The sequence below is a fragment of the Streptococcus pseudopneumoniae genome (genome assembly GCF_001072315.1).
In the GTDB taxonomy this organism is placed as follows: Bacteria; Bacillota; Bacilli; order Lactobacillales; family Streptococcaceae; genus Streptococcus; species Streptococcus pseudopneumoniae_R.
Genome location: NZ_JVLI01000152.1, coordinates 1 through 15262, shown reverse-complemented (window position 1 = coordinate 15262; position 15262 = coordinate 1). Strand labels below are relative to the sequence as shown.

15 protein-coding genes are annotated in these 15262 nt (G+C 40.6%); all 15 read left to right on the top strand.

Annotated elements, in window-relative coordinates; genetic code table 11:
- Window positions 1-109: 109 nt before the first annotated feature.
- The 15 genes from ADH54_RS07895 (at window position 110) to ADH54_RS07825 (ending at window position 15156) form a co-directional block, all read left to right on the top strand.
- Complete coding sequence (locus tag ADH54_RS07895) at window positions 110-826, top strand: YebC/PmpR family DNA-binding transcriptional regulator (protein WP_049524687.1); 717 nt, start codon at window positions 110-112, stop codon at window positions 824-826.
- Between the two features lie 176 nt (window positions 827-1002).
- Window positions 1003-1473, top strand: a complete 471-nt coding sequence (locus tag ADH54_RS07890) for a MarR family winged helix-turn-helix transcriptional regulator (RefSeq protein WP_049524686.1) — start codon at window positions 1003-1005, stop codon at window positions 1471-1473.
- Window positions 1448-3217, top strand: coding sequence for an ABC transporter ATP-binding protein (locus ADH54_RS07885; protein ID WP_049524685.1), 1770 nt, complete (start codon window positions 1448-1450; stop codon window positions 3215-3217). Before ADH54_RS07890 ends, ADH54_RS07885 begins: the two co-directional genes overlap by 26 nt.
- Window positions 3207-4967 carry an ABC transporter ATP-binding protein gene (locus ADH54_RS07880; RefSeq protein WP_049524684.1) on the top strand — a complete coding sequence of 587 codons (1761 nt, stop codon included), beginning with the start codon at window positions 3207-3209 and terminating at the stop codon, window positions 4965-4967. Before ADH54_RS07885 ends, ADH54_RS07880 begins: the two co-directional genes overlap by 11 nt.
- A 95-nt stretch (window positions 4968-5062) precedes the next feature.
- Entirely contained in the window at window positions 5063-5566 is a 504-nt protein-coding gene (locus ADH54_RS07875) for a phosphatase PAP2 family protein (protein WP_049524683.1), read from the top strand.
- A 113-nt stretch (window positions 5567-5679) separates the two neighbouring features.
- Window positions 5680-6126, top strand: coding sequence for a LytTR family DNA-binding domain-containing protein (locus ADH54_RS07870; RefSeq protein WP_049524682.1), 447 nt, complete (start codon window positions 5680-5682; stop codon window positions 6124-6126).
- Window positions 6127-6130: 4 nt separating this feature from the next.
- Window positions 6131-6805, top strand: a complete 675-nt coding sequence (locus tag ADH54_RS07865) for a LiaF transmembrane domain-containing protein (protein ID WP_049524681.1) — start codon at window positions 6131-6133, stop codon at window positions 6803-6805.
- A 105-nt stretch (window positions 6806-6910) separates the two neighbouring features.
- Window positions 6911-7099 (top strand): 50S ribosomal protein L28, encoded by a 189-nt coding sequence (gene rpmB, locus ADH54_RS07860; RefSeq protein ID WP_001140948.1) that lies wholly within the window; start codon window positions 6911-6913, stop codon window positions 7097-7099.
- Window positions 7100-7253: 154 nt separating this feature from the next.
- Window positions 7254-7619 carry an Asp23/Gls24 family envelope stress response protein gene (locus tag ADH54_RS07855; protein ID WP_000216437.1) on the top strand — a complete coding sequence of 122 codons (366 nt, stop codon included), beginning with the start codon at window positions 7254-7256 and terminating at the stop codon, window positions 7617-7619.
- Window positions 7620-7621: 2 nt separating this feature from the next.
- Entirely contained in the window at window positions 7622-9289 is a 1668-nt protein-coding gene (locus ADH54_RS07850; RefSeq protein WP_049524680.1) for a DAK2 domain-containing protein, read from the top strand.
- Between the two features lie 200 nt (window positions 9290-9489).
- A complete protein-coding gene (locus ADH54_RS07845; protein WP_000411735.1) occupies window positions 9490-11190 on the top strand; it encodes an acetolactate synthase large subunit in 1701 nt (566 codons plus the stop codon).
- Window positions 11183-11659, top strand: coding sequence for an acetolactate synthase small subunit (gene ilvN, locus ADH54_RS07840; RefSeq protein WP_001253803.1), 477 nt, complete (start codon window positions 11183-11185; stop codon window positions 11657-11659). The genes ADH54_RS07845 and ilvN overlap by 8 nt, the downstream gene beginning before the upstream one ends.
- A 65-nt stretch (window positions 11660-11724) precedes the next feature.
- Window positions 11725-12747 carry a ketol-acid reductoisomerase gene (ilvC, locus tag ADH54_RS07835; RefSeq protein ID WP_020902728.1) on the top strand — a complete coding sequence of 341 codons (1023 nt, stop codon included), beginning with the start codon at window positions 11725-11727 and terminating at the stop codon, window positions 12745-12747.
- Between the two features lie 112 nt (window positions 12748-12859).
- Window positions 12860-14110 carry a threonine ammonia-lyase IlvA gene (ilvA, locus tag ADH54_RS07830; RefSeq protein ID WP_049524679.1) on the top strand — a complete coding sequence of 417 codons (1251 nt, stop codon included), beginning with the start codon at window positions 12860-12862 and terminating at the stop codon, window positions 14108-14110.
- An 830-nt stretch (window positions 14111-14940) separates the two neighbouring features.
- A complete protein-coding gene (locus ADH54_RS07825; protein WP_001130036.1) occupies window positions 14941-15156 on the top strand; it encodes a hypothetical protein in 216 nt (71 codons plus the stop codon).
- Window positions 15157-15262: the final 106 nt, after the last annotated feature.

Here is a 15262-nt window from a genome sequence, read left to right as displayed (position 1 = left end):
AGTGCAATCCTAGCTGTATTTGCTAAATAAAATCCATTTCCTCTAGTGAAAATCGAAAAAACTTGTGTTATAATAAGAAAGATTAAAATGTGAAAAAAGGAGATTCCTAATGGGACGTAAATGGGCCAATATCGTAGCCAAGAAAACGGCTAAAGATGGAGCTAACTCTAAAGTATATGCAAAATTTGGTGTAGAAATCTATGTAGCAGCTAAAAAAGGTGATCCAGACCCAGAATCAAATACTGCTTTGAAATTCGTTATCGACCGTGCTAAACAAGCCCAAGTGCCAAAACACGTTATCGATAAAGCGATTGATAAAGCAAAAGGAAACACAGATGAAACCTTTACAGAAGGACGTTACGAAGGTTTTGGACCAAATGGTTCTATGCTGATTGTTGATACTTTGACTTCAAATGTCAACCGTACAGCGGCTAATGTCCGTGCAGCCTTTGGTAAAAACGGAGGAAACATGGGTGCTTCTGGTTCAGTTTCTTACCTCTTTGACAACAAGGGGGTTATCGTATTTGCAGGTGAAGATGCCGATGCAGTCTTTGAGCAATTGCTAGAAGCAGATGTGGATGTGGATGATGTAGAAGCAGAAGAAGGTACAATCACAGTTTACACAGCGCCAACTGACCTCCACAAGGCTATCGTTGCCCTTCGTGAGTCAGGTGTCGAAGAATTCCAAGTTACTGAATTGGAAATGATTCCTCAGTCAGAAGTGGAATTGTCAGGCGATGACCTTGAAACCTTTGAAAAACTTTACAGCGTTCTTGAAGACGACGAAGACGTACAAAAAATCTACACAAACGTAGACGGGTTCTAATTTAACCTAAAGAACATGATCCTAAGTGATAAGCTCACTTGGGATTTTTTGAATCAAGAAAATAGTTCTCTAGGAAACTTTTTCTTGACATCTCTTTTTAAAGTGGTAAAATAGTTCTCATGAAAACTTATTTAGTTCCTAGGAGAACTAAATGTGATAGTTAGAAAGGAGTTAGTATGGATAAACCAATGTTAGTCTTTAAGCGTTTTGGTCATCAGATTCATCTCATGGTGCAAAAGGAAGCCAAACGTTGTGGTATTGAATTTATGGGTGGGCCGCAAGGTCAAGTTGTGCGTTTTTTGGATAATCGTGAGAAAAACCAAGACTTGGTCTTGATTAAAGATATCGAGCAGGAACTCAATATTACCAAGTCTGTTGCTAGTAATTTGGTCAAGCGTATGGTGCAAAATGGTTTGGTGGAATTGGAGGCGAGTCCTAGCGATAAGCGGGCTAAATTTGTTCGTCTGACGGACAAAGCACGTTCTCAAATGAAGCAGGTTAAGGCCTTTTTTGAACGAATTGATAAGCAGTTGATGGAAGACATTGATGAAGATGAATTACTGATTTTTGAGAAAGTTCTCGGTCAACTACAGGAAAATATCAAGGGAATAGGAGGAGAGAATGAAGAAATTAGCCAAACGAATTAGTAGAAAAGAATGGGGGATGATTTTACTAGCCATTCTCTTTACCTGCTTTTCGGTCTATCTGGAGTTGGAAGTGCCGACTTATATCTCGAAAATTACGGATTTGCTAGGTAGTCAAGGAACTAATTTAGATGAGTTGTGGCAGCCGGCAAGCATGATGGTGGGAATGTCCTTTCTAGCCTTCTTATCCGCAGTTGCAGTTGGATTTTTTGCTTCCCGAGTGGCTGCTTCTTATACTAGTAGGCTGAGAAGTGATATTTTTAATCGAGTTTTAGACTACTCACAGACAGAGATTAAGAAATTCTCTATTCCTAGTCTCTTAACGCGTACCACTAATGATATTACTCAAGTTCAGATGTTGATTACCATGGGCTTGCAAGTAGTTACGCGTGGTCTAATTATGGCTATCTGGGCTATCGGGAAGATTTTAGGTCATTCAGAATACTGGCTCTGGGCCGTACTTGTGGCAGTGATTGTCAACGTTTTAATGACGACTGTTTTGATGACGCTAGCCTTTCCAAAACAGTCCTTGATTCAGGGGTTGACAGATAAACTGAACAGTATCACTCGTGAGAGTTTAACAGGTATTCGTGTCGTTCGCGCCTACAATGCTGAAGAATACCAAAATGAAAAATTTGCATCAGCAAATGATGAATTGACACGCTTGAATTTGTTTGTCAATCGTCTTATGGCTATTTTGAATCCTATCATGATGGGGATTTCAAGTGGTTTGAGTGTGGCGATTTACTGGATTGGGGCCTATGTGATTAATGACGCTGCTCCGATAGCGCGTCTGCCTCTCTTTAGTGACATGATTGTTTTCATGTCTTATGCCATGCAGGTTGTCATGGGCTTCCTTCTCATGGGAGCACTCTTCATCGTTCTTCCCCGAACTATGGTCTCTGCTAAGCGGATCAACCAGGTTTTAGATTTGCATTCTTCTATCCAAAACCCTGCTCAAGTGCAGCTGGCTGATGAAAAGCTCAAAGGTCAGGTCGAATTTAAGGATGTGACCTTCCGCTATGCGGCAAATTCGGAGGCGGTTGTTGAGCATGTTAGCTTCAAAGCAACAACTGGTCAAACAGTGGCCTTTATTGGGTCAACTGGTTCTGGTAAATCAACTCTGGTCAATCTGATTCCACGTTTCTACGATGTGTCAGACGGAGAAATTCTGGTGGACGGTGTCAATGTTCAAGACTATGCCTTAGAAGATTTGCGCAACAAGGTTGGTTATATTCCTCAGAAAGCGGTTCTCTTTTCAGGTGATGTCAAGGGTAATTTAGACTTTGGACAGAGTCAAGAAACACCACTTAGTGAGCAGGCTATGTGGCGGGCTTTGGAGTTGGCGCAGTCTAAGAACTTTATCGAAGACAAGGAAGCGGGTTTAGAATCAGAAGTGGCCCAAGGAGGAACCAACTTCTCAGGTGGTCAAAGACAGCGTCTGGCAATTGCGCGTGCCTTAGCTCGGAAGCCAGAAATCCTCATCTTTGATGACTCCTTCTCAGCCTTGGACTACAAGACAGATCGAGTCCTACGCCAAGAGCTAGCAGAGAAAACCAAGTCTATGACCAAGCTTATCGTTGCACAGAGTATTTCAACGATTATGGATGCAGACTTGATTTTGGTCTTGGATCAAGGAAAAGTCGTGGGACAAGGCACCCACAAGGAACTTCTAGCTAATAACGAAGTTTACCAAGAAATTGCCTATTCACAACTATCGAAGGAGGAATTGGAACATGGAAAATAAGAAAATGTCTCTTTGGGAACAGAGTAAACCCTATCTTGCAGGTCTCCAGTTTGCCCTTCTGATAGCCTTTCTAGCAACAATCGTATCCAACATCATTACTGTATATGGTCCAACTCGCATCAAGGAAATGACCAATATTATTGCAAGTGGTCTGGAAACAAGTGTGGATGTCGTGGCGGTTGCAGTTATTGGTGGTTTTTTAGCCGTGATTTATGTGATTGGACTTCTATCAAATTATTTGCAGGCCTTTCTGTTTACAACAGCCATTCAACGTTTTTCAGAGCGTTTGAGAAGAGCTATTGCAGAGAAAATCAATAGCCTACCATTGGGATATTTTGATGGACATTCTCAAGGAGATACCTTGTCTCGTGTAACCAATGACGTTGACACTGCAGCCCAGTCTCTCAATCAAAGTCTGGGAACAGTTCTTTCATCCACTTTACTGGTCTTGGCAGTCTTGGTAACCATGTTTGGGATGAACTGGATTTTAGCCTTGGTGACGGTTGTTTCAACCCTTATTGGTTTTGTTTTCGTGTCCGTCTTTATGGGCAAATCACAGGGATTTTTTAAGAATCAGCAACAAGATTTGGCAGCTGTCAATGGCTATGTGGAGGAAATGTACTCTGGCCATAATGTGGTGACCAGTTATAATGCTATCGAGAGTACGAAAGAAGAGTTTGCGAAATTAAACCATCGTCTGTATGACAGTATTTGGAAATCTCAGTTTATTTCAGGGATTATGATGCCGATTATGATGTTTATTGGGAACTTTAGCTATGCCTTAGTGATTATCGTTGGTGCAGCCTTGGCCTTAAATGGGCACATCAGTATCGGGATTATCGTTGCCTTTATGGCCTACGTTCGTATCTTTTCTCAGCCTCTTTCACAAATCGCCCAAGGGATTACCAGCCTTCAGCAGGCTAGTGCAGCCATGGGACGTGTCTTCGAATTCCTAGCTGAAGAGGAAATGGAAGACGAATCCCATAAAGAAAGACAATTGAGCGATATGAAAGGTCAAGTGATCTTTGAGCGAGTTTCCTTTGGTTATACACCAGAGCGAACTATTATCCATGACTTTTCTGCGATTGCTCATGCAGGTCAAAAGGTTGCCATTGTCGGCCCGACTGGGGCTGGTAAGACAACTATTGTCAATCTTTTGATGAAGTTTTATGAGATTGATAAGGGAAGTATCCGCATCGATGGTGTGGATACCAAGGAGATGAAGCGTTCGGAAGTACATGATGCCTTTTCAATGGTCTTGCAGGATACTTGGCTCTTTGAAGGAACCATTCGCGACAATCTTATCTATAACCAAGAGGGCATTAGTGATGAGCGCGTGATTGAAGCCAGCAAGGCTGTAGGGATTCACCACTTTATCATGACCCTACCAGATGGTTACGATACCGTCTTGGACGATACGGTAACCTTGTCTGTCGGGCAAAAACAACTCTTGACCATTGCTCGTGCTTTGCTGAAAGATGCGCCACTCCTAATCCTAGATGAGGCGACTTCTTCTGTTGATACCCGTACAGAGGAATTGATTCAGAAAGCCATGGATCGTTTGATGGAAGGCAGAACGTCCTTTGTCATCGCCCACCGCTTGTCTACTATCCGAAATGCTGATCTTATTCTGGTTATGAAGGATGGCAATATCATTGAGCAAGGCAATCATGATGAGCTAATGGCGCAAGCTGGTTTCTACGCTGACCTCTACAACAGTCAATTTACAGAAGACGAAGCAGAAGAATAAATCGAAAGAAGGCTTGACGGCCTTCTTTTTCTGCACTATACTAGAAGACAAATGCTTCCCTGTAAGCAAAATTTGAGTAAGTGATGAGAAAATATATGAAAAATTATCAAGAATGGTATGACCACATGGCTGCTAACATTGAAAATAAGCCTATCTTTCTGAGATTGTTAAGAGTTTTCAATCGGTTGATGACAGTAGTTATACCTATAGTTTATCTAACCTTGTTAGCCACTACCTATTTCCAAGAAGGACTTGGGAGACAAATCTTGATTTATGTGTTTATCCCAGCGTCAGGTTTTGTGATTTTGTCCCTTCTCCGTAAAAAAATCAATGCTCCTAGGCCTTATGAAGTTTGGGAAATTATCCCGCTACTAGACAGAGATAGTCCTGGTCAGTCTATGCCCAGTCGTCATGTCTTTTCAGCAAGCATTATCTCCATGGCTTGCTTACATGCTAGTCTAACTGTGGGCTTTATCTTGTTGGTCTTGTCAGCTTTCCTCGGTCTAGTAAGAGTCTTAGGGGGAGTGCATTATCCCAAGGATGTAGTGGTTGGCTATATTTGTGCTCTTGTGTGGGGTGTGATTTTCTTTCTATTTTGACCTGCAAGTTAAGGTAACCTTACAACCACTTACGGGTCTAAAGTAACCACTTGCTTTTTTGCTCTTGTTTTCTTATTTTAGCTTTGATATAGTAGAGTCAGAAAGGAGATGGAATGAAGTTACGAATCGAAATTGACAGCAATTTAGAGGAAACTGAAATTGTCATCAAGGCAGCGACTTTGACAGATGAGATTGCGGATTTACAGCGCCTCTTGCAAGAGTCCAAGTCTCCGAGGTTGATTTTTTACAAGGGAACAGGTGAATATTATCTGGACTTATCGGAAATTCTCTTCTTTGAGACGGAAGATAGCAAGATTTATGCCCATACCCAGAAAGATGCCTACGAAGTTCGGCTCAAACTCTATGAGTTAGAGTCTATCCTTCCTCGCTATTTTAGTCGGGTATCCAAGTCGACTATTGCAAATATCCGTCAGGTTTACTCGGTGGACAAGTCCTTTTCAGGAACGGGCACCATTTCCTTTTATCAGACTCATAAGGAGGTTCATGTCTCACGACATTACCAATCCCTCCTAAAAGAAAATCTAAGAAACATGAGGTAAGAACATGAAAAAGAAAGCATTTGGTATTGTGTTGCTTATTTTTGCAGCTGTAATATTATTACAAGGAAATTTTGGAATTCCTTCTCTTGGAGGGCAAATTTGGCCCTTGATTGGTATTGCTTTTTTTGCCTACCAATCAGTTGGAGCTTTGTTGCGTCGTCACTTAACTTCAGCCTCTTTTACAGCCCTAGTGGCCTTAATGATTGCTAATCATTTTTATGACATTTTACCGATTCCAAATCAGTCATTGTTCTGGGCTAGTATTTTAATCGTAATGGGTGTCAGCGCACTCACTCATTCTAACAGGACTTGGAACGGGAAAAAATGGTGGTATGATGGTAAAAAGACCATTCTAACAGATAAGGAAGTTGCTTTTGGTACAGGGACTTTCTACAAGCAAGACCAAGAATTGGTAGAAGACCAAGTTGAAGTTGGTTTTGGCAATGCCAAGATATATTATGACAATGCAGAGATGTTAGGAGATACCGCAACCCTGAAAGTGGAAGTTGGTTTTGGCAATGCAGTTATCTATGTTCCTCAACATTGGAGAGTTGATTTGAAGGTGGAAACTTTCTGTGGTGTAGCCAAGGCAGATACTTCTCTAGCCCCAACCAGCAAAACCTTGATTATCCGTGGAGATGTGGCTTTTGGGAAATTGGGAGTTGTTTACGTTAAATAAAAAAATCTTTCAATTCCCTTGCAAAAATGAAGAAAGTGTGATAACATAGTACGGTATGTGGTGCTAGCACATCCGCTATATTAGATCTAATAGGAGGAAAACACAATGGCTAAAGTATGTTACTTTACAGGTCGTAAGACTGTATCAGGAAACAACCGTTCACACGCGATGAACCAAACAAAACGTGCCGTAAAACCAAACCTTCAAAAAGTTACTGTTCTTATCGATGGTAAACCTAAAAAAGTTTGGGCTTCAGCTCGCGCTTTGAAATCAGGTAAAGTTGAACGCGTTTAATAATAAAAGTAAGGAGACCTCAGGGTCTTTTTCTTTTACTTTAGGTATAAAATCATTTGAAAAATAGAGTAAATATCCGCTGATACAGTATTCTGCTTTTACACTTGGGCTGAAATATGATAAAATAGAGTATCAACTAGTTGAGGTAAAAAGGATGACTGTAAAAATTAATACAAAAGATGGTCAAATCGAACTAACAGATGAAGTGATTGCAACCGTCGTAGGTGGAGCAGCAACTGAGATTTTTGGTGTGGTCGGTATGGCTAGTAAAAATGCCCTCAAAGACAATTTCCAAGCCCTTCTAGGTAAGGAAAATTATTCCAAAGGTGTCGTCGTAAAGGCGGCCGAAGATGGCAGTATTGCAGTTGATGTATATACCGTGTTGAGCTACGGAACAAAGATTAGCGAAGTGTCAAAAAACATTCAAGAGCGTGTTCGTTTTAGCTTGGAAAACCAGCTTGGAATTACTGCTCAGACTGTAAATGTCTACATTCAAAATATCAAAGTTGTAGGAGAATAACCGTGTCAAAAATTACTACTAGCTTATTTCAAGAAATGGTGCAGGCTGCATCAACTCGCTTGAATAAGCAAGCTGAATATGTCAATTCATTAAACGTCTTCCCTGTTCCAGATGGAGATACTGGAACAAATATGGGAATGACCATTGAAAATGGTGCTAAAGAAGTTGCAGACAAGCCAGCTTCTACAGTTGGCGAGGTAGCGAGCATTCTTGCTAAAGGGCTTTTGATGGGTGCGCGTGGGAACTCAGGTGTTATTACGTCTCAGCTTTTCCGTGGATTTTCACAAGCCATTAAGAATAAAGACGAGTTAACAGGTCAAGATTTGGCTCTTGCCTTCCAATCAGGTGTAGAAGTTGCCTATAAGGCCGTTATGAAACCAGTTGAAGGAACAATTTTGACAGTTTCGCGTGGAGCTGCTATCGGTGCGAAGAAAAAAGCTGAGCAGACAGATGATGCTGTTGAAGTAATGCGTGCAGCTTTAGAAGGTGCTAAAACAGCTCTTGCTAAAACGCCAGACATGCTTCCAGTCTTGAAGGAAGTTGGAGTTGTGGACTCAGGTGGTCAAGGACTGGTCTTCATCTACGAAGGTTTCCTTTCAGCCCTTACTGGCGAATATATTGCATCTGAGGACTTTGTAGCGACTCCTGCTAATATGAGTGAAATGATCAATGCGGAGCATCATAAGTCTGTAGCTGGTCACGTAGCGACTGAGGATATCACATTTGGATACTGTACTGAAATTATGGTAGCTCTTAAGCAAGGTCCAACCTATTCCAAAGATTTTGACTACGACGAATTTCGTAACTACTTGAATGAGCTTGGAGACTCTCTCCTCGTTGTCAATGATGATGAAATTGTCAAAGTTCATGTCCATACAGAAGATCCAGGACTTGTTATGCAAGAAGGTCTCAAATATGGTAGCTTGGTCAAGGTAAAAGTTGACAATATGCGCAACCAACACGAAGCACAGGTTGAAAAAGAAGCTGCCCAAGTTAGCAAGCCAGCTGAAGAAAAAGAGTATGCTTTGATTGCTGTAGTGGCTGGTAAAGGTCTAGCAGATATCTTCCGTTCTCAAGGTGTGGATTATGTTATCGAAGGCGGTCAAACCATGAACCCTTCAACAGAAGACTTTATCAAGGCTGTTGAACAGGTCAATGCTCGTAATATTATCTTCCTGCCAAATAACAAGAATATCTTCATGGCAGCTCAATCTGCAGCAGAAGTTTTGGAACAACCAGCAGTAGTGGTTGAAGCTCGTACTCTTCCTCAAGGATTGACTAGTCTTCTTGCCTTTGATCCAAGCAAGTCCATCGAAGAAAACCAAGAGCGTATGACTGCAGCCCTTAGAGATGTCGTTAGCGGAAGCGTCACAACAGCTGTGCGTGATACAACGATTGATGGCTTAGAAATCCATGAAAACGATAATCTTGGTATGGTCGATGGGAAAATTCTCGTGTCAAACCCTGACATGCATCAAACCTTGACAGAAACCTTGAAACATATGTTGGATGAAGATAGTGAAATCGTAACCTTCTATGTCGGTGAAGATGGAAGCGAAGAACTTGCTAATGAAATTGCTCAAGAAATCGCAGAAGAATTCGAAGACGTTGAAGTCGAGATTCACCAAGGTCAACAACCAGTTTACCCATACCTATTTAGTGTAGAATAAGATTAATAAAGGACTGAGAAATCAGTTCTTTTTTCTTTTTTAGTAAATGAAATCGGTATCTTTTTAATAAAAACAAAAATAACATTCATAAATAAACGTTAAAATAGAAAATTCAGAAAATTTCTTCTTTTGTCTTGAAAAATTTTGAAAAAATGGTATGATAGTAACAAGTTATTTTTAAGAGAAGAGAAAGGGGAACAATGGAGAAAATCAGTTTAGAATCTCCTAAGACGGGGTCGGATCTAGTTTTGGAAACACTTCGTGATTTAGGAATTGATACCATCTTTGGTTATCCTGGTGGTGCGGTCTTGCCTTTTTATGATGCGATATATAATTTTAAAGGCATTCGCCACATTCTAGGACGCCATGAGCAAGGTTGTCTGCATGAAGCTGAAGGTTATGCCAAATCAACTGGAAAGTTGGGTGTTGCCGTCGTCACTAGCGGACCGGGAGCAACAAATGCCATTACAGGGATTGCGGATGCCATGAGCGACAGTGTTCCTCTTTTGGTCTTTACAGGTCAGGTGGCACGAGCTGGGATTGGGAAAGATGCCTTTCAGGAGGCAGACATTGTGGGAATTACCATGCCAATCACTAAGTACAATTACCAAGTTCGTGAGACAGCTGATATTCCTCGTATCATTACAGAAGCTGTTCATATAGCAACTACAGGTCGACCAGGGCCAGTTGTAATTGACCTACCTAAAGATGTATCTGCTTTAGAAACCGACTTCATCTATTCACCAGAAGTGAACCTACCAAGCTATCAGCCAACTCTTGAGCCAAATGATATGCAAATCAAGAAAATCTTGAAGCAATTATCCAAGGCTAAAAAACCAGTCTTGTTAGCTGGTGGGGGGATTAGTTATGCTGAAGCAGCTGCAGAATTAAATGAATTTGCAGAACGCTATCAAATTCCGGTGGTAACCAGTCTTTTGGGACAAGGAACGATTGCAACGAGTCATCCACTCTTCCTTGGAATGGGAGGCATGCACGGGTCATTCGCAGCTAATATTGCCATGACGGAAGCTGATTTTATGATTAGTATTGGTTGTCGTTTCGATGACCGCTTGACGGGGAATCCTAAGACCTTTGCTAAGAATGCTAAGGTTGCTCACATTGATATTGACCCAGCCGAGATTGGCAAGATTATCAGTGCAGATATTCCTGTAGTTGGAGATGCTAAGAAAGCTTTGCAAATGTTGTTGGCGGAACCAACCGTTCATAACAATACTGAGAAATGGATTGAAAAAGTTACTAAAGACAAGAACCGTGTTCGTTCTTATGATAAGAAAGAACGTGTGGTTCAACCTCAGGCCGTTATTGAACGAATTGGTGAATTGACGAACGGAGATGCCATTGTAGTAACAGACGTTGGTCAACACCAAATGTGGACGGCTCAGTATTATCCTTACCAAAATGAACGTCAGTTAGTGACTTCAGGTGGTTTAGGAACCATGGGATTTGGAATCCCAGCAGCAATCGGTGCTAAAATTGCTAACCCAGATAAGGAAGTAGTCTTATTTGTTGGGGATGGCGGTTTCCAAATGACTAACCAGGAATTGGCTATTTTGAATATTTACAAAGTGCCAATCAAGGTGGTTATGTTGAACAACCACTCGCTTGGAATGGTTCGTCAGTGGCAGGAATCCTTCTATGAAGGTAGAACATCTGAGTCGGTCTTTGATACCCTTCCTGATTTCCAACTGATGGCACAGGCTTATGGCATTAAAAACTATAAGTTTGATAATCCTGAGACCTTGGCTCAAGACCTTGAAGTCATCACTGAGGATGTTCCTATGCTCATCGAGGTAGATATTTCTCGTAAGGAACAGGTGTTACCAATGGTACCAGCTGGTAAGAGTAATCATGAGATGTTGGGGGTGAAGTTCCATGCGTAGAATGTTAACAGCAAAACTACAGAATCGATCAGGAGTCCTCAATCGCTTTACCGGTGTCCTGTCTCGTCGTCAGGTTAATATCGAAAGTATCTCTGTTGGAGCAACAGAAGATCCGAATGTATCGCGTATCACCATTATTATTGATGTCGCTTCACATGATGAGGTGGAGCAAATTATCAAACAGCTCAATCGTCAGATTGATGTGATTCGCATTCGTGATATTACAGATAAGCCTCATTTGGAGCGCGAGGTAATTTTGGTTAAGATGTCAGCGCCAGCTGAGAAGCGAGCTGAGATTCTAGCGATTATTCAACCTTTCCGTGCAACAGTGGTAGACGTAGCGCCAAGCTCGATTACCATTCAGATGACAGGAAATGCTGAAAAGAGTGAAGCTCTATTGCGAGTCATTCGACCATACGGTATTCGCAATATCGCTCGTACGGGTGCAACTGGATTTACCCGCGATTAAAAATCCAACTTAAATTTGTTAAACCAGCCTAAAAGGCAATAAATAATAGAAAAGAGAGAAAAACTATGGCAGTTCAAATGGAATACGAAAAAGATGTTAAAGTAGCAGCACTTGACGGTAAAAAAATCGCCGTTATCGGTTATGGTTCACAAGGACATGCGCATGCTCAAAACTTGCGTGATTCAGGTCGTGACGTTATTATCGGTGTACGTCCAGGTAAATCTTTTGATAAAGCAAAGGAAGATGGATTTGACACTTACACAGTAGCAGAAGCAACTAAATTGGCTGACGTTATCATGATTTTGGCACCAGACGAAATCCAACAAGAATTGTACGAAGCAGAAATCGCTCCAAACTTGGAAGCTGGAAATGCAGTTGGATTTGCTCATGGTTTCAATATCCACTTTGAGTTTATCAAAGTTCCTGCGGATGTAGATGTCTTCATGTGTGCTCCTAAAGGACCAGGACACTTGGTACGCCGTACTTACGAAGAAGGATTTGGTGTACCAGCTCTTTACGCAGTATACCAAGATGCAACAGGAAATGCGAAAAACATTGCCATGGACTGGTGTAAAGGTGTTGGAGCAGCTCGTGTAGGTCTTCTTGAAACAACTTACAAAGAAGAAACTGAAGAAGATTTGTTTGGAGAACAAGCTGTACTTTGTGGTGGTTTGACTGCCCTTATCGAAGCAGGTTTCGAAGTCTTGACAGAAGCAGGTTACGCTCCAGAATTGGCTTACTTTGAAGTTCTTCACGAAATGAAATTGATCGTTGACTTGATCTACGAAGGTGGATTCAAGAAAATGCGTCAATCAATTTCAAACACTGCTGAATATGGTGACTATGTATCAGGTCCACGTATCATCACTGAGCAAGTTAAAGAAAACATGAAAGCTGTCTTGGCAGACATCCAAAATGGTAAATTTGCAAATGACTTTGTAAATGACTATAAAGCTGGACGTCCAAAATTGACTGCTTACCGTGAACAAGCAGCTAACCTTGAAATTGAAAAAGTTGGTGCAGAATTGCGTAAAGCAATGCCATTCGTTGGTAAAAACGACGATGATGCATTCAAAATCTATAACTAATTGATAGAAATTAAGGTGAAGGCGAGTTGGGGGACTAACTCGCTTTTATAATCAATTCATCTCTTTTTAAGAGGATGGATTGCGATAGTATGAAATAGTCTAGGAGAAAAAGATGTTAAGTTCAAAAGATATCATCAAGGCTCATAAGGTCTTGAACGGTGTGGTTGTGAATACTCCACTGGATTATGACCATTATTTATCGGAGAAGTATGGTGCTAAGATTTATTTGAAAAAAGAAAATGCCCAGCGTGTTCGTTCTTTTAAAATTCGTGGTGCTTATTATGCCATTTCCCAACTCAGCAAGGAAGAGCGTGAACGTGGGGTAGTCTGTGCTTCTGCGGGAAATCATGCGCAGGGAGTTGCCTATACTTGTAACGAGATGAAAATTCCTGCTACTATCTTTATGCCCATTACTACTCCGCAACAAAAAATTGGGCAGGTTCGCTTTTTTGGTGGGGATTTCGTGACCATTAAACTAGTTGGAGATACCTTTGATGCCTCAGCCAAAGCAGCTCAAGAATTTACAGTCTCTGAAAACCGTACCTTTATTGATCCTTTTGATGATGCTCATGTCCAGGCAGGTCAAGGGACTGTTGCTTATGAGATTTTAGAAGAAGCTCGAAAAGAATCGATTGATTTTGATGCTGTCTTAGTTCCTGTTGGAGGTGGTGGTCTCATTGCTGGGGTTTCTACTTATATTAAGGAAACATGTCCAGAAATTGAAGTCATTGGGGTAGAGGCTAATGGAGCACGTTCCATGAAGGCTGCCTTTGAAGCTGGTGGGCCTGTTAAACTCAAGGAAATTGACAAATTTGCGGATGGGATTGCTGTACAAAAGGTAGGTCAATTGACCTATGAAGCAACTCGTCAACATGTTCAAACCTTAGTAGGTGTCGACGAGGGATTGATTTCTGAAACCTTGATTGACCTCTACTCTAAGCAAGGGATTGTTGCAGAACCAGCTGGAGCGGCTAGTATCGCTTCTTTAGAGGTTTTGGCTGAATATATCAAGGGGAAAACCATTTGTTGTATCATTTCTGGAGGAAATAATGATATCAACCGTATGCCGGAAATGGAAGAGCGTGCCTTGATTTATGATGGGATCAAGCATTACTTTGTGGTTAATTTTCCACAGCGTCCGGGGGCTTTGCGTGAGTTTGTAAATGATATCTTGGGGCCAAATGATGATATCACACGTTTTGAGTATATCAAACGAGCTAGCAAGGGGACAGGACCAGTATTGATTGGGATTGCCTTGGCAGATAAGCATGATTATGCAGGTCTAATTCGTCGAATGGAAGGTTTTGATCCAGCTTATATTAACTTAAATGGTAATGAAACGCTCTATAATATGCTTGTCTGAGGACTAATAAAAAAATATCATATTATTTGCACAACAGATGTATAGGTGTTATAATGAAGGTGAAGAAAGGGGGCGATTCCTATGGACTTAGGAAATCTATCGTGCTATTTCTACTACAACTCATTATAGCACCTATTATTTTTGATTTGGTTTATAGTAAGGGAGTAAGATTACTTGTTATATTTAAGGAGTATTTTTGAAATCCACTATTTTATATAGGGGTAATCTGTGATTTGTCTAAATATAATAGGAATTAGAAAAAATAATCAATGTTTATGAGATGGTTGTTAGGTGAGTCTGCTGAAAAAACTCGTGAGATAAACAATAGTGCTAGATATGAAACAGCTAGTGATACTGTTTTTTAATGACTAGCTGGAAAGTGGGGATGTAATCAGAAGGTGCAAGATTGGACAAAGTAAGTAGTACCGGTTGTGAAACGAATAAGATATAGATAAGGACAGGAAAGGAACCAAAGAAGGAAAAAGAAAACGGAATGGTTTAGAGATAGTGTGGAGTGAAAGACTATCTTTAGTGGACTTGTTGATTTAAAAGGAATATATAGAATGAAATAGTAAATCCTGTCTATCCTATTGAGAAACTGGCATTCAGTATACATGAATATTTTTACAAGTTTAAAGTTTAATAATGCAATTGTTTTTTAGGAACATACTAATGGTTTATAGCAAGGAAAAACCTATATATTATCGGCTTTAATAAGATAGTAACAGAAAAATAAATCATTAATTTTATTGAATATATGTTTTTTTATTGACAAAAGACATAAAAACGTATACGATTAAATATCGTAAATAAGAAAATAGGAGAAGGACATGGCTAAGTCAAACTTTGAAAAAGTAGAATCAGTTGTTGGCTGGGTTCGTGATAAGAAAATCACAGGCTACCGTATCTCTAAAGAAACGAATGCGCGTGAAATGTCTATCATTGCTCTAGCGCAGGGTCGTGCAAAAGTAAAAAATATTTCATTTGAAACAGCTCTAGGTTTAATTGATTTCTATGAAAAAAATCATGAAAAATTTGAAGATTAATCTTTGGATAATGGCGGATTCTTGAATAAGGTCTGCCTTTTCATTTTGATACTCAATGAAAATCAAAGAGCAAACTAGGAAGCTAGCCGCAGGCTGCTCAAAACAC

Coding starts and splice junctions, on each gene's coding strand:
- ADH54_RS07855 (WP_000216437.1), top strand. CDS start 7,254: ATGACTGTAAAAATTAATACAAAAGATGGTCAAATCGAACTAACAGAT.
- ADH54_RS07825 (WP_001130036.1), top strand. CDS start 14,941: ATGGCTAAGTCAAACTTTGAAAAAGTAGAATCAGTTGTTGGCTGGGTT.
- ADH54_RS07845 (WP_000411735.1), top strand. CDS start 9,490: ATGGAGAAAATCAGTTTAGAATCTCCTAAGACGGGGTCGGATCTAGTT.
- ADH54_RS07875 (WP_049524683.1), top strand. CDS start 5,063: ATGAAAAATTATCAAGAATGGTATGACCACATGGCTGCTAACATTGAA.
- ADH54_RS07870 (WP_049524682.1), top strand. CDS start 5,680: ATGAAGTTACGAATCGAAATTGACAGCAATTTAGAGGAAACTGAAATT.
- ADH54_RS07890 (WP_049524686.1), top strand. CDS start 1,003: ATGGATAAACCAATGTTAGTCTTTAAGCGTTTTGGTCATCAGATTCAT.
- ilvN (WP_001253803.1), top strand. CDS start 11,183: ATGCGTAGAATGTTAACAGCAAAACTACAGAATCGATCAGGAGTCCTC.
- ilvC (WP_020902728.1), top strand. CDS start 11,725: ATGGCAGTTCAAATGGAATACGAAAAAGATGTTAAAGTAGCAGCACTT.
- ADH54_RS07880 (WP_049524684.1), top strand. CDS start 3,207: ATGGAAAATAAGAAAATGTCTCTTTGGGAACAGAGTAAACCCTATCTT.
- ilvA (WP_049524679.1), top strand. CDS start 12,860: ATGTTAAGTTCAAAAGATATCATCAAGGCTCATAAGGTCTTGAACGGT.
- ADH54_RS07865 (WP_049524681.1), top strand. CDS start 6,131: ATGAAAAAGAAAGCATTTGGTATTGTGTTGCTTATTTTTGCAGCTGTA.
- ADH54_RS07885 (WP_049524685.1), top strand. CDS start 1,448: ATGAAGAAATTAGCCAAACGAATTAGTAGAAAAGAATGGGGGATGATT.
- rpmB (WP_001140948.1), top strand. CDS start 6,911: ATGGCTAAAGTATGTTACTTTACAGGTCGTAAGACTGTATCAGGAAAC.
- ADH54_RS07895 (WP_049524687.1), top strand. CDS start 110: ATGGGACGTAAATGGGCCAATATCGTAGCCAAGAAAACGGCTAAAGAT.